This is a genomic window from Arthrobacter sp. RT-1 (assembly GCF_003367205.1).
Lineage (GTDB): Bacteria > Actinomycetota > Actinomycetes > Actinomycetales > Micrococcaceae > Arthrobacter.
Window position 1 is genome coordinate 19,652 of the sequence record NZ_QRGQ01000002.1, and the last position, 14,499, is coordinate 34,150.

Annotated in this window: 9 protein-coding genes; 6 read left to right on the top strand and 3 right to left on the bottom strand. The window is 66.5% G+C overall.

The features are described 5' to 3' along the window. Window positions 1-63 precede the first annotated feature (63 nt). The gene (locus DXK94_RS01485; protein WP_115523525.1) at window positions 64-1,482 is read left to right on the top strand and encodes an HNH endonuclease signature motif containing protein; all 1,419 of its coding nucleotides are present in this window, start codon (window positions 64-66) and stop codon (window positions 1,480-1,482) included. Window positions 1,483-1,504: 22 nt separating this feature from the next. Here the strand turns inward: DXK94_RS01485 and DXK94_RS01490 are convergent, their stop codons facing one another. Further along, window positions 1,505-1,903: a hypothetical protein gene (locus DXK94_RS01490; protein WP_115523526.1), complete on the bottom strand. Its 399-nt coding sequence runs from the start codon at window positions 1,901-1,903 to the stop codon at window positions 1,505-1,507. 142 nt (window positions 1,904-2,045) lie between these two features. Beyond that, entirely contained in the window at window positions 2,046-3,026 is a 981-nt protein-coding gene (locus DXK94_RS01495) for an ABC transporter substrate-binding protein (protein WP_258868396.1), read from the bottom strand. 323 nt (window positions 3,027-3,349) lie between these two features. Here DXK94_RS01495 and DXK94_RS01500 point away from each other — a divergent pair, with 323 nt between their 5' ends. The 5 genes from DXK94_RS01500 to DXK94_RS01520 all read left to right on the top strand — a co-directional run bounded on the left by DXK94_RS01500 (window position 3,350) and on the right by DXK94_RS01520 (window position 13,322). Further along, a complete protein-coding gene (locus DXK94_RS01500) occupies window positions 3,350-5,674 on the top strand; it encodes a chromosome segregation ATPase (protein ID WP_115523528.1) in 2,325 nt (774 codons plus the stop codon). A gap of 278 nt (window positions 5,675-5,952) precedes the next feature. Continuing rightward, the gene (locus DXK94_RS01505; RefSeq protein ID WP_115523529.1) at window positions 5,953-6,942 is read left to right on the top strand and encodes an LLM class flavin-dependent oxidoreductase; all 990 of its coding nucleotides are present in this window, start codon (window positions 5,953-5,955) and stop codon (window positions 6,940-6,942) included. A 212-nt stretch (window positions 6,943-7,154) separates the two neighbouring features. Further along, window positions 7,155-9,785 carry a trehalase-like domain-containing protein gene (locus DXK94_RS01510; protein WP_115523530.1) on the top strand — a complete coding sequence of 877 codons (2,631 nt, stop codon included), beginning with the start codon at window positions 7,155-7,157 and terminating at the stop codon, window positions 9,783-9,785. A gap of 89 nt (window positions 9,786-9,874) precedes the next feature. After that, a complete protein-coding gene (locus DXK94_RS01515; RefSeq protein WP_115523531.1) occupies window positions 9,875-11,338 on the top strand; it encodes an MFS transporter in 1,464 nt (487 codons plus the stop codon). A 199-nt stretch (window positions 11,339-11,537) separates the two neighbouring features. Next, entirely contained in the window at window positions 11,538-13,322 is a 1,785-nt protein-coding gene (locus DXK94_RS01520; RefSeq protein WP_181884710.1) for a putative Ig domain-containing protein, read from the top strand. Window positions 13,323-13,363: 41 nt separating this feature from the next. Here DXK94_RS01520 and DXK94_RS01525 read toward each other — a convergent pair whose 3' ends face one another. After that, the gene (locus DXK94_RS01525; RefSeq protein WP_115523533.1) at window positions 13,364-14,494 is read right to left on the bottom strand and encodes an FAD-dependent oxidoreductase; all 1,131 of its coding nucleotides are present in this window, start codon (window positions 14,492-14,494) and stop codon (window positions 13,364-13,366) included. Window positions 14,495-14,499 lie beyond the last annotated feature (5 nt).

The window sequence follows — 14,499 nt, forward strand, 5'->3', positions numbered from 1 at the left end:
CCCGCACCTAGGCTGGAAGCGTCCGGATAAGGAAAACCCGACGTCTCAGGAGGAGGGCAGCGCATGCGGCATCAAACGGCCCCGGAGGCTGATGACGCCTGGGTTCCTGCTGTCGCCTTCGCGGATGGGGATCCGCTTCTGATCGGGACCGTGAGCTTTCCACTCCCTTCCTTCCTCTCGGCTGACCAGGCTCTTCGGCTCGTCGCATCAGCTGACCGGCTCATTGCCTGGGGAACGGCCATGAAAACGCGTGCCCTGGCCCGGGTCGAAGAGGCCGTTGGCGAAGAGACCCCGGTGAGGCGGGAGGAGCAGCCCGTGCGTTTTGGCGGGGACGAGGCCCATGCGCTCGCCGTCACAGAGGTGGCTACCGCCTGCGCCGTCTCCGAAGGTTCAGCCGCACGCTCCTTGAATGAAGCCGCAGAACTGACCACGTCCCAATGGGAAGTTCTTGAAGCGGTTGAAGAAGGAAAGATTTCCAACGGGCACGCACGGATCATCCTCGAACAGGCGCGCTTCCTGCCTGCCGGGCACGCTGAGAAGTTCTCGCGGGTGGCCCTGCAACGGGCGCGGACCCGCCACGGCCGTCTTCGCACGGCCGTCGAACTGCGCAGCTGCCTGCGCAGGCTGCGTGAGCGGCTCCACCCAGAGAGCCTCGCGGCCCGGAAAGCAGCCGCCCACCGCGAACGCGGTGTGTGGTTCTCACCCGAGCCGGACGGGATGTGCACCCTCACCGCCTCCCTTCCTGCAGAGGTTGGCCTGGCCATTTACAACGGGCTCGACCACGACGCACGGCTGATCAAGGCCAAGGTTGCGGAACATAGCCGTGACTCAGGCGCCATTGTTGGGGACGGTGTCCGGTCCGGCTCCAGCACGCTCCCGGAGTTCCGGGCGGATGCACTGGCCCACCGTCTCCTCGGCGGAACTGGGGAGTTAGAGTTCGGGGTGTTCCGGGCCGAGGTGGTAGTGACCATTCCCCTAGGCCTGGCACTCGGGGGCGGCACAGGAAGCGAAGCGACACTGGACTCCGCGGAACTTGCCGGCTACGGGCCCATTGACGGTCCCACCGCCCGACAGTTGGCGGCACTGGCCCCCAACTGGCAGCGGCTTTTCACTGACTGCACCACCGGCAAAGCCCTCGGGGTTGGGCGGACGGCTTACCGTCCGCCGAAGGCATTGCTACGGTACCTGCACAGCCGTGACGGCACCTGCAGGTTCCCGGGCTGTACCCGCCCGGTCTCTGTTTGCGAACCCGACCATACCGTTGAGTGGCAGGACGGGGGGACGACCGACGCCGGAAACCTTGCAATGCTGTGCCGAAGACACCACGCGCTCAAGTCCATAGGGGCCTGGAAGTACAGGCAGTTGCCTGGGTCCGGCAACCTCGAGTGGCAATCACCATTCGGCCGCGTCCACATCAGCGAACCCGTGGAAGTCCATCCGGGGCCTGATCCAGGCAAGCCGCCGGAACCGCCGCCGTTTTAGTTCCTGCGCTCCCGGCGGGACTTCAGTCGTAGGCAGGGCGGTGCCATTCCTGATCAGCGGGCACACGGCCGATGCTCCAGGCGGAGACTTTTCGCAGATCGACCCTGGTTGCCTGCAGGCGGACCTGGCGTCCCCCTGTAACGAGCACGGGGCCAAGAAAATGAACGTACAGATCATCGTTCAATGTCTGTTCGTCCGCGGGTGAGGCAACGGAGGCGAGCGCGTCGGCGATGGCCGGGCTGCCGATCCGGATCTGGTCATCCTGCCGCCGCTCCCAGGCCTGCCTAGACGCGACCGATCCCGAAATGATGGTGCCGTCAACGACGACAGTCAGCTCGATTGTTGCATCAGGGTCGGAGCGGACGGTTGCGGCCAGCAGCTGCGCCAGGCGGCCGTCAATGTCATACTTCCCGTCCGTCATGGCTCGTCCCTTTCATACTTCCGTGGACCTGGATCCGCTCTATCACAGCTTAGTTTCCGGCGGTCACGTCACCAGCGGAACTGGGCACGAAAAATCCCCGCCGGGCTGGTGCCCGGCGGGGATTCCTTCGTCGGCAGGACCTTTACTTCTTGGGCAGGCCTGCCGGGTTCAGCTCGGACTTCTGAATGGCCTCGGATGACAGGCCCCAGCGGTCCAGGATCTTGGCGTAGGTGCCGTTTTCGATCAGTTCGTTCAACGCTGCCTGGGCAGCCACGGCCAGGCCGTTGTCCTTTTTGGTGGTGAAAGCGATTTCCGCCGTCAGCGGCCAGCCGCCGTTGAGCGTGCCCACCTGCTTGCTCTTTCCATCCTGCGCAGCCTTGTAGGCGGCGCCCGCGTTGGGTCCGAAGGTCAGGTCCGCCCGGCCCGACTGCAGGGCAAGCGACGAGGCGGAGTCGTCGTCGTAATACTGGAACTCGACCGGCGCCAGGCCATTCTTCTTGTTTTCCTCGTCCCAGCGCACCAGGATGGCTTCCTGGTTGGTGCCGGAGCCAACGATGACCCGCTTGCCCGCCACGTCCTTGGCCTCCTTGATTGCGCCGATGTTTGAATCGCTCTTTGCGTAGAAGCCCAGCAGGTCATTGCGGTAGGTGGCGAAATCGAACTTTTCCTTGCGGGCCTCGGTGACGGTCACGTTGGACAGCACGGCCTCATACTTGCCGGATTCAACGCCCAGCGGCCAATCAGCCCAGGCCACGGGAAGCGCTTCGACCTCCAGGCCAAGCGTCTCGCCCACCGCGTAGGCGATGTCCACCTCGCTGCCGATCAGGGTCTTGTTGTCGGTCGCGAAAAGGCTCAGCGGAGCAGTGCCTCCGGTGCTTACGATGGTGAGCTTCCCGTCGGCCTTGATGGCCTCCGGGACCAGTGCCGCCGCAGCGGGGTCAACGGTGACCTTGAAGCGGTCCTGCTCCGGGGACAGGTTGAACTGCTTCCCCGCCACTGTGGCGGACGACGACGACGGTGCTGTCGCCGCCGTCGCGCCCGGATCAGCGCAGGCAGCCAGCCCCAGCAATGCTGCTGCTGTCAGGGCCGCGACGGCGGCGGGTTTCGTTCTGGTGATGGCCAAGATTCCCCCTTGGGAAGTAGGTAGCGGTTGCATCGGGTGTGCTCGTTGCAGCAACTATCCGCCAGCGCCGCGAAGGGAATCAAAGGCCGCCGAAACCCGGAGATACAGGGCGTAACGCCGGTTAATCGGGCGACCGCGGCGGTCATATTCGGGCCCTCTGCCGAGTCAAGAACCAAGTAGCGCTCCCGCCGGGTGTCACCCTTTAGCGAGTACCCGGGGCGTAAAGACAGGTGTGGGATTACGCGTGTGCTTAGCAGCTGCCGCAACCTACCGTTGGGCTAGCAGCGGCCAATGGGGGCCGCTCACCGGTCTCAGGAGCACACATGCGCACTTCCCCGTCAAAGCCGTCGGTTCCACGCCGCCTCGCCGCCGCCGTTGTCCTGCCGGGCCTGCTGGCCACCAGCTTGGTGCTGGTGCAGCCGGCCGTCGCCGGGACATCGTCCAACGGATCGATCTGCAATGGCGTGGTGAACCAGCTGGCACACCGGGGGACCGTCCAGGAAAACCTGCTGAAAGCCGCGGCCAAAAAGAACGCCGATGTCATTGCCAGGCTGCAGGCTGAACGTGATGGGCTGGCGGCACAGCAGGCGGCACTCATGGAGCAGAAGGCTGCAGTGAATACGGAGATGGCGGCCCTCGAGGCGGAGGCACAGCAGCTGGCGAAAGACGTCAACACTGCCGACGCCGACATCGCCAGGCTTGACGGGGAGAAAACCGCAACGCTGGCCGCCATTTCAGACACCCGGGAGGCCCTGGCCATCCTGCATGTCGACAAGGCTGGGGTCGAAGCCGAGCTCGCGCCCCTGCTTGAGCAGCAGGCTGCGGCTGAAGCGGCCGCTGCCGGTCTTCGCGCCGAAGCCGCTGCCCTGACCGCGGAAATGGCCGGTGCCCAGCGCGCGATCGATACCGCCGCCGACGAGCTTCTTGTCCTTCAGCAGGCCGCCGGGAACGCGGCCTCTGAACTGGCGGCCACGGAAGCTCACATCGAGGCGGCAGAGGACGATCTAGTAACCCTGACCACCACGGCGCAAGAAGCCGTCGCGGCTGTAGCCACCGCAACGGACGAACTGACCGCAGCCAAAATTGACCTCACGTCATTGGAGACAACAGGCGAAGCCGCTGAGGAAGCCCTGCAGGCGCAGCGGGAGGCCATACGGCTGGCAGAGCAGAAGCTCGCGGAACTGGAGGCAACGGCGGCGGCAGCGGACAAAGCCGTGGCAGATAAGAAAGCTGAGATCGCGGCCGTCGAAGCGGATCTGGAGGTTCGTGAAGCTGCCGCCGGCTCAGCAGCGGCAGCGCTCGCAGCCAAGACCGCCGAGATTGTTGCGGCCGAGGCACGGCTCGTCACCTTGGAGGCGGAGGCAGCGGCAGCTGCGGCCGCGGTGAAAGCCAACAATGACCACATCGCTGCGGCAGAAGCAGACGTAGCGGTATTCCAAGGCCGAATCAGCACCATAAATACCGCCATAGTGGCCATACAGGATGAGCTGGCAACGGCCCAGGCCCAGCTGGGCCAGCTGGAGGCCAACAAGAGCGCCCTTGACGCAGAGATCGCGGCGTTGACGGCGAAAATAGACAAGAACAATGGCAGCGCGAACGGCCTTATTACCCAACGGGCTGAGAAGCTGACACTGCTTGCTGCCGTCAGCGCGCAGATCACCGACAAAGACGCCGAGATTTCCGGACTTCAAGGGGACCTGGCGGCCCTTAACGCGCAGGTGTCATCCTTGAACAGCCAGTTGCTGGCCAGGCAGCAGGAAAGCAGCGCGCTGCAGACGCTGTCCGTGCCGCTGCAGTCGGTCCTGACGATTGCGAATGCGGCCGTCACGGCCAAGGAAGGTGAGATCGCGAAGCTGACGGCCGAACTTCCCGCGCTTGAGGGCGCCGTGGACCAGGCCAACAGAGCCGTCGCTGGGAAGCAGACTGAACTGGACGCTTTGCAACAGCAGCTCACAGTGCTTACGGACACAGCCGCTGTGGCATCAGGCGAGCTCTCGGCCCAGAAGAAGATTCTGGAGGACCTGGAAGCGGCGCTGCCGGCACTCATCGGGAACGTGGCCGCTGCCGAGCAAGCCATTGCCGGCCAGAGGTCCGTGGTGGAGGCAAGGAAGGTGGCTTTGGCGGAGGCCGAGGCGGCCCGTGTTGCAGCGGAATCCGCGGTCGGAGCAAAACAGCTGGAAATCACCGGTCTCAAAGGCGAACTTCCGGCCCTTCAGGCGGCTGTTGATGCAGCGCAGAGCCTGGTTTCCGGCAAGACGAAAGAGATCGAAAGCCTGAACGCGATCATGGACAAGCTGGTGGCTGACCTGGCCCTGAAGAACGCGGAAATCCAGTCCAAGGAAGCGGAGATCCTCGTGCTGCAGGGCAGGGTGACGCCGCTTCTGGCCCAGCTCACCGCTCTGGAAGGTGAGATCACCGCGGCGGAATCAGCGCTCAAGGACCTGCAGCTCCAGCTGAACGCGCTTGACCGGCAGCTGGTGGAAGCCCAGGGTGTGCTGGCCGGCCTGCAGGGCAGGAAGGGGAGCAACAGTAAAACCATCGATGTCCAGAAGGCAGTGGTGCGCAGCTTGCAGGATCAAGTGGGAGCAGTGCAAACGAAGATCAATGCCATCGACACGCAGATCGGGAACGGAGGCTGCGCCGTCTAAGGGCGTGGAAGGCCGGCGCCCAATGACGTGCGCCGCAGCGAAGGGGCCAGGCCGTCAGGCCTGGCCCCTTCGTGTCTGCTCCAGGAGACTACCCAGAGCCTCAACGACTTCCTTCGCCACGTCCTCCCTGGACTGGTGGTTCTGCCCCAGCCTCATCAGCTTGCTGAGTATTCCGAACATCACAGAAATAAGACGGGTACCGCCATGGTTATACCTTTCGTGCCCACCGCGACCCGGCGGGCAAAACTACGCAACGCTTCGAAAGGCCGGCACCTCACGTGACTCTTCCGCTTTCCATCCTTGACCTGGCAACCATCGGCAAAGGCCAGACGGCGGCGGAGAGTTTCGCAGGCAGCGTGGCCATGGCGCAAAGCGCCGAGCGGCTGGGGTACCGGCGGATCTGGTACGCCGAGCACCACAACATGTCCTCCATCGCTTCCTCCGCCACCAGCGTGCTGATCGCCCACGTGGCCGCCCACACGGAAAGCATCCGGCTGGGCGCCGGCGGCATCATGCTGCCCAACCACTCGCCGCTGACCATCGCCGAACAGTTCGGCACCCTGGAAACCCTGCACCCGGGGCGCATCGACCTCGGCCTGGGCCGCGCACCCGGCAGCGACCAGAACACCATGCGTGCGCTGCGGCGGGACCCGATGTCCGCGGACAGCTTTCCGCAGGACGTCCTGGAGCTCCAGGGCTACCTCACCGGCCCCACCCGCATCCAGGGTGTGGAAGCCACCCCGGGCAAGGGCACCAACGTGCCGCTCTACATCCTGGGCTCATCCCTGTTCGGCGCACGGCTGGCCGCCCAGCTGGGACTTCCCTACGCCTTCGCTTCGCACTTTGCGCCCAACGCGCTGCAAGATGCCGTGCCCATCTACCGCCGGGAATTCAAGCCCTCCGCCCAGCTGGATGCGCCGCACGTGATTGCCGGCGTGAATGTTATTGCCGCTGATTCCGCCCCTGAAGCGCAGGCCATGCTGCAGGAGACGAAGCGCGCAAGAGTCTCCCTGTTCTTCGGCGGCGGGCGGGAGTTCACCGACGACGAGGCGGACATGATCCTCGACTCACCGCAGGGCCAGCACGTCTCCCAGATGATGACCTATTCGGCGGTGGGCACGCCCGACGCCGTGATGGAGTATCTCGACAGCTTCGGCCGGCACGCCGACGCCGACGAACTCATCGTGGCCCACCAAAGCACCGGCACCGAGGCCCGGTTGCGGTCCGTCGAGCTGCTTGCCCAGGCGGCCGGCCTGGCCCGGGTGTAGCCGGGGGCGGCCACCCGCGCCGGACTTTTCCACATACGCAGTGCTTTTACACATACGCAATGGTGGGGACTTTCGGCGGAAACCGGCCGGGCGGACCATGAGGGATGTCCCCTCCGGAGTTCCGGCGGACCTCCGGGGAGGGGCACCACCCGATCGCCGCGGGCCATCCCGCGGCTGCCTTACCGGGTGCGTCCTGCCTAAGGGGTGCACGAATGGCGATGCCGCTGAACCAAAGCGTGGCGGATTCCGCGCTGCTTACCAGGTCCCTCCCGCTGGGGCTGCTCCGTTCCTTCATCCAGTCTGACGCGGCCGGCGACGGGCTGACTCCCACCCTGCTGGCGGAACTCAAGGTCCTCGCCCGGGTTCCGGGGCTCCTGGTGGCATGCAATTACGGCGGAACGCTGTGCGATGCCGAGGGGATCTCCACGGAAACCCTCCCCCTGGGAAGCGCTGCCATCGCCCTGCGCGCCCTCGCGGCGCTGCCCAACACCCATGCCGCCGTCATCTCCGGCCGTTCGCTTCGTGACCTGGCTGCCGTATCCCGCCTGCCCGCGGAAGTGCACCTCATCGGCTCACACGGTGCCGAGCCGGACATGCAGTTCGCGCATGTCCAGCCGCTGGCCACCGAAGCGGTCCTGCACAAAGTCAACGCAGCCCTCACTGAGGCTGTTGGCTTCCACAAGGGCATCTGGATCGAGCGCAAGCCTGTGGCCGTTTCGGTCCACACCCGGCCTGCCACCGCGGACGTCGTCGCGGCCGTCACGGAAACCGCCCGGGAGATAGCCCGCAGCCACGGGCTGTTCTTCATCGTGGACGGGTCGGTCCTGGACCTTTCCGTCGTGGAACCGGCGAAGGCCGAGGCGCTGGAAAACCTCCGGTCGCGGCTCGGCGCCAGCGCCGCCATGTACGCAGGCGACGCCTACAGCGACGAGCTGGCCATCGCCACCCTCCGCGGCCCGGACATGGGCCTGCGGGTGGGCCCGGGGGAGACCCGCGCCGCGCACCGGCTCCGCGACCCGGAGTGCTTTGCCCGGGTCCTGGCCATCCTGTTCGAACTGCGCAGGGCGTGGCTGTTCGGCGAGGACGCCGTGGGGCTCGAGCGGCACTCCATGATCGGCAACGGATCCTCCACGGCCCTTGTCACCCCGGACGCCAGGATCTGCTGGATGAGCCATCCGCTCCCGGACTCCGGATCACTCTTTGCCCACATCCTCGGCGGCGACGCGGCAGGGCACTTCTCCATCGAGCCCGTCAAGGCCTCACAGGTGCTGGGCCAGCGCTACGTGGACAGCACCATGATCGTGGAGACCCGCTGGGCGGACGTCACGGTCACGGATTACCTTGAACCGGCCCCGGAAGGCATCACCAGCCTGGTACGGGTCCTGTCCGGAAGCGGTGCGGCCCGGATCGTCTTCGCCCCCCGCCCCGACTACGCCAACGCGCCGTTCAGCATGGAGGCCCGCGGCGACGAACTCCATGTTGCGGGGACCTCGGACCCCATTGTCCTTTACGCCCCGGGCGTGAAGTTCGCCATCGCCTCGGACGGCCGGCACGCCACGGCCACGGCTGCTGTCAACCTGCAGGACGGTCCCGTGGTGCTCAACATGCGGTGCGGCGACACCGAACACCAGCCCGCAGATCCCGGCGGCGAAACGGACCGGCGGGCCGGCGTGGCACTCCACTCGCGCAGCTGGGTGCAGAGCCTGGACCTGCCCGGCGTCAAGCCCTCCCTGGTGCGCCGGTCCGCCCTGGTGCTCCGCGCGCTGGTCCACGAACCCACCGGCGCCGTCCTCGCCGCGCCCACCACGTCCCTGCCCGAAGGGATCGGCGGGACCCGCAACTGGGACTACCGGTACTGCTGGCTGCGGGACGGTTCCATGACCGTCAACGCGCTGGTGGACCTTGGTTCCACGCAGGAAGCGGCCGGTTTCCTGGACTGGCTGGGCCGGATCCTCGAGCACGCCCCCGGCCCGGAATGGCTGCATCCCCTCTACTCCGTGACGGGCGCGCCGCTCTCAACCGAAGCGGTCATCGACAGTCTCCCCGGATATGCCGGCTCCCGGCCGGTCCGGATCGGCAACGCCGCGGACCACCAGGTCCAGCTGGACGTGTTCGGCCCCATCGCGGAACTGATCCATGCCCTGAGCGAAAAGGAATCGGCGCTGACCGACGGCCACTGGGAGCTGATGGTCCAGATGGCTTCCGCGGTGCTGGCCCGCTGGCACGAACCCGACCACGGCATCTGGGAGGCGCGGCGCGCTCCCCGGCACCACGTGTACACCAAAGTGATGTGCTGGGTGACCCTCGACCGGGCGCTGCAAACCGCCGCCCGGCACGGGCGCACCCCCGACCCCTCCTGGGAAGCCACCGCCGCAGCCATCCGGGACGAGGTGCTGCGTGAAGGCTGGAATGAGACAGCATCCTCCTACACCGTGGCCTATGACAGCCCCGATCTGGACGCCGCCGTCCTGCACATCGGGCTGTCAGGCCTGCTGGACGTCTCGGACCAGCGCTTCCTGGATACGGTCACGGCCGTGGAACGGGAACTGCGGGTGGGCCCCACCGTATTCCGCTACAGGTACGACGACGGCCTGCCGGGACTGGAGGGCGGGTTCCACATCTGCACCACCTGGCTGATTGAGGCGTACGTTGCGGTGGGGCGGGTTGAGGAGGCCTGGGACCTTTTCGACCAGCTGGTGAACCTCTTCGGGCCAACCGGCCTGCTGCCCGAAGAATACGATCCCGGCACCGAGACCCACCTGGGGAACCACCCGCAGGCCTACTCCCACCTCGGTTTCATCAAGTGTGCGCGCCTCCTGGACGCCCTGCAGGGCAGAAGGTAGCCGCTTGTCCTGATTGCTGCCTAGAGTGGAAGTTCCGGGTGCCTGCAGCGGACGGTTCCGGCAACGGAGACCAAGGCAGGAAACCCACCATGACAACCACATCCCAGGGCGTAGGATTCCGCTCCGAACGCGGGCCCATCCTCATCGCCCTCATGCTGGCCACGGGGCTCGTCGCGATTGATTCCACCATCGTGGCCACCGCTGTCCCGTCAATCGTGCGGGACGTCGGCGGGTTCTCGTCATTCCCCTGGCTCTTCTCGGCCTACCTGCTGGCCCAGGCCGTCTCCGTGCCCATCTACGGCAAGCTGTCCGACATGGCCGGCCGCAAGCCCATCATCCTGGCCGGCATCGGACTGTTCCTGCTCGGCTCCGTCCTGTGCGGTATCGCCTGGAGCATGCCCTCGCTGATCGCGTTCCGGGCCCTGCAGGGGCTCGGCGCCGGCGCGGTGCTGCCGGTGTCCATCACGATCGCCGGCGACATCTATTCCCTGGAGGAACGCGCCAAGGTGCAGGGCTACCTCGCCAGCGTGTGGGCCGTGTCCTCCGTGGTGGGGCCAAGCCTCGGCGGAATCTTTGCGTCCCTGGGCCTGTGGCGCGGCATTTTCCTGGTCAACGTCCCCCTGTGCCTGCTGGCAGGATGGATGCTGCTCCGGACCCTGCACGAGAACGTGGAGCGGGCCAAACACCGGGTGGACTTCGCCGGGGCGGCGCTGCTGGCAGTTTCCCTGGGACTGCTGATCCTTGGCGCCCTCCAGGGCGGCCAGGCATGGGAGTGGAACTCACCCGCCAGCATCGGCGTCTTTGCGGTGGGCGGCGTGCTCCTGGCCCTCTTCCTCCTGGTGGAGCGGCGGGCAGCGGAGCCCGTCCTGCCGTCCTGGGTGGTGTCCCGCCGCCTTCTTGGCACCACCGCCCTGGTGTCCTTCGGAGTTGGGGCGGTGCTGATCGGGCTGACCTCCTTCGTGCCCACCTTCCTGGAAGGGGCCTTGTCCAGCTCACCCCTGGTGGCCGGGCTGGCCCTGGCCGCGCTGACCGTCGGCTGGCCGATCAGCGCCTCGCAGGCCGGCCGGCTGTACCTGCGGATCGGCTTCAAGGCCACGGCCCTCATCGGCGTCTCCGTGACGGTGGCGGGACTCCTGGTCCTGGCCCTGACGGCAACCGTACCCAACGTGGCGTCCGTGGCCGGCAGCTGCTTCGTGGTGGGACTCGGGCTGGGGCTGGTGGCCACCCCCACCCTGATCGCCGCCCAGTCCAGCGTTCCCTGGAATGAGCGCGGCGTGGTCACCAGCACCAACATGTTCGCCCGGTCCATCGGCAGCGCCCTGGGCGTGGCCGTGTTCGGCGCGGTGGCCAACGCAATCTACGCAGGAACCCCGGGCGGGGACAGCAGCGGGCCGGCGGTGGTGGCCGCTTCCGGTGCCGTCTTCCTGGCCGCGCTGGTGGCCGGTCTGGTCACCGTCGCCGCGGTCCTGGCCATGCCCGCTGTCCGCGCCGGCACCAGCGGAGGGAAGGGGCCGGACCAGGTCCTCGCCGATGCGGAGGACAGCACCCAATAGCGGCAGGGCGGTTTCTCACAGACGCCGCCCAGCAGCTGCAGGTAGAAGTCCGGGCGAGCATGAACAGTGCAGCATGCAACTCCTGCGGGGCGGAAGACAACGAGGGGAGTACATGCAAAATTAGCTGATTCGCATGCCCGGCATCAGGCCTAGACTTGCCTTAGGGCCAACGGCGGCCAATGCAGGGAGGGGGCTTCCCATGGCGGAGAAATTGTCCACCCGAGCCACAGCAGAAATAGGGCGGCAATCTGCAGTAGCCCTCGGCCTCCTCATCCTGTTGATCTCGATATTCTTGGTGGCGGCACCGGCTTCGGCTGCCGTTTCCGTGTCCCGCGCCGAGGTGAGCGGCTCCGACCTCCGCATCGAGGGAACGGCTATTGCCAGCCGCGATATCACCGTGGACGGCGTTGTCATGGGCCGCAGCGCCACGGATGGCCGCTTCCGCATTGAACGCAGCGGTTACACCCCTCCGGGGGACTGCACGGTCGACGTGAATGATGGTTCGGCAACGCCCCGAACGGCAACGCTCTCCGGTTGCTCTGTCAGTTCTCCGCCTCCCAGTACCTTGGCGATCGATGACCGGCCGCTTCCCCCCGGAAATGTCGGAACCGACTACGCCAATTTCGTGACCGGAACCGGTGGCGAAGGTGCGCTTCGCTGGTCAATTGCTGCCGGTGCCCTGCCGGCGGGTTTGGCTCTCACTGACTTCGCTCCCAGTTCGGGGCTGATATCAGGGCGGCCAACTACCGTACAGACTTCCACCTTCACGGTCCGTGCAACTGACCAGGCCGGCAACACTGCCAGCCGGCAGTTCACCATCACCATCAACGCTGCCCGGGCGCTGGTGATCAACAGCCCGAATCAACTCCCGGCGGGCACTGTCGGCACCGCCTATGCCGTCGGCGTCTTTGCCGACGGCGGCACTACTCCCTATAGCTGGAGCCTGGTTGCTGGTGCCCTGCCACCGGGTCTCGCTCTGCAGGCCTCGCCAGGCAGGATCCAGGGCACGCCGACGACGGCAGGGACGTTTAGCTTCACCCTCCGCGTTGTCGACTCCGCCGGCCAGTCCGCAACCGGAACGTTCAGCATCACCATCAACACACCCGCTCCGGCGCCGCAGCCGCCGCAAACAGCGCCCACCCTGCTCAGCCCCGCCAACGGCGCCTCCGTTGAAACACCGTTCACCATCTCCTGGCAGGCGGTGGCGGACAGCCAAGGGATCACCGCGTACAACTGGCAAGTCAGCACATCATCCTCATTTACGGCAACATCCGCGGTAGGCTCCGCCGCCGGCGACGTCACGCAAGCGACGGTCAACAACATCCCGAACGGCAGCTACTTCTGGCGGGTCCAAGCCGTTAATGCCGATGGTGCCGGAGATTATTCAACGGCCCGGACCGTCACCGTTACCGGGACGACCAACGCCCCGGCACTCTCTGGGGTCTCCGTGAACCCCGCCAACATCACGGGCGGCAGCTCAGCCAACGGTGGAGTTTCCCTTACTCTTCCTGCCCCCAGCGGCGGTACAACAATCGCCATTGCCAACGGAGAACCCGGGGTCGCGACCATGCCAGCGTCCGTCACGGTACCCGCCGGCCAAACCAGCGCGACGTTTCTGGTGACGACGCAGCCCGTGACGTCATCGTTCACAGTCGTCATCACTGCCACACTGGGCCCGGACAGCCGATTCGCGTTCCTCTCGGTGGCGCCACCATCATCACCGCCGGCAGCGGACACGGTCGCCATCCAGCGGGCGGAATACGATGCCAGGAAGCGGACGTTGACGGTGGAAGCCACCAGCACTAATCCGTCGGCGGCCCTGCAGGTGTTCAAAACGTCCACTGACGTCCAGATGGGCACCCTGAGCAGCCAGGGCAACGGGCGCTATCGCGCAACCCTCAGCAACATCAGTTCCAACCCCGGGAACATCACGGTGAAAAGCACCCTAGGCGGATCAGCGTCGAGGGCAGTCACGCTGAGATAGCAGACTGCTCCGGCTCTTTTACAGGGGAAACCGCCCAGCGCTTACCGGGAGGCGCGGAAAATCTCCGGTGCCGGGCGGGTGCCGGTGGCAAGGTCGGCAAGGATCCGGCCCACCACCGGCGTGAACTTGAAGCCGTGCCCGGAGAAACCGGCGCCGATCACCACTGGTCCGATCCGGTCCAGGATGAAATCCTCGTCCGGGGTAGTGGTGTAGGTGCAGCTGATTGCCTCGAAGGAATCGGGGTCCACTCCCGGCAGCCAGGTCCGGGCGTAGTCCTGCAGCGCCGCGAGCTGCTTGGGTTCGGGCTGGAAGGACCGCCGGTCCGGGTCCACCACGGGCCCCACGCCGTGCCACCCGGCCTTGATCCCTTCGCCCGGGGTGTGCATTCCGTACACCGGGGAGTACCAGCCCTGGTAGTCCCCGCCGGTACCGGGGTAGTGGTTGAACCCCGGCCACACAGCCTGCCCGTCGGTGATCCGGAAGTGCGCGGGCTGTTCCTGCGTGACGGTGAGCTTCGGGACCCGCAGCTTCGCATTACCAGCGGCACCCAAAAGCTTTTCGGTCCAGCCGCCCGCCGTGACCACCACCTGGGCCGCGGTGACCACCTCAGTGCCCGCTGCGGTCTCGAAACCCAGCCGGACGCCGTCGTCCATCACCTCGAAGTCCACCACCTTCGTGTGGTGCCTGATATCGGCGCCGCGGGCGACGGCAAGCCGCTGGAAGGCGGGCAGTGCAGCCTCCGGATTGAGCTGGCCGCCGTCGGGCATGTGCAGCACCTGCTGGTCGAACCGGATGCCGCCCCACCGCTCGGCAGCCTCGGCCGGGCGAAGGAACTCCGCACGGTTGCCGGCCTGGGTCAGCGCGGCAGCGACGTCGGGAAGCATCGGCTCGGGGCCGTGGTTCACAATGCCGGTCCGGGTGAGCAGCTTCTCGCCGCTGTCCTGCTCGAGTTCGTCCCACAGGGCCAGCCCTTCGGCCAGCATGGCCACGTACTCCGGGCGGTGGTAGCCGGGGTTCAGGTTCCGGGTGGTGCCGTGCGAAGCGCCGATCCGGTGCCCCGGGCCGAACTGTTCCACCAGCGTCACGTGGCGGCCCCGGCGCGAGAGCGCCCACGCGGCAGCCGAGCCCATGGCCCCGCCGCCGATCACCACAGTGTCAAGGATGGTGTGCATGGTTC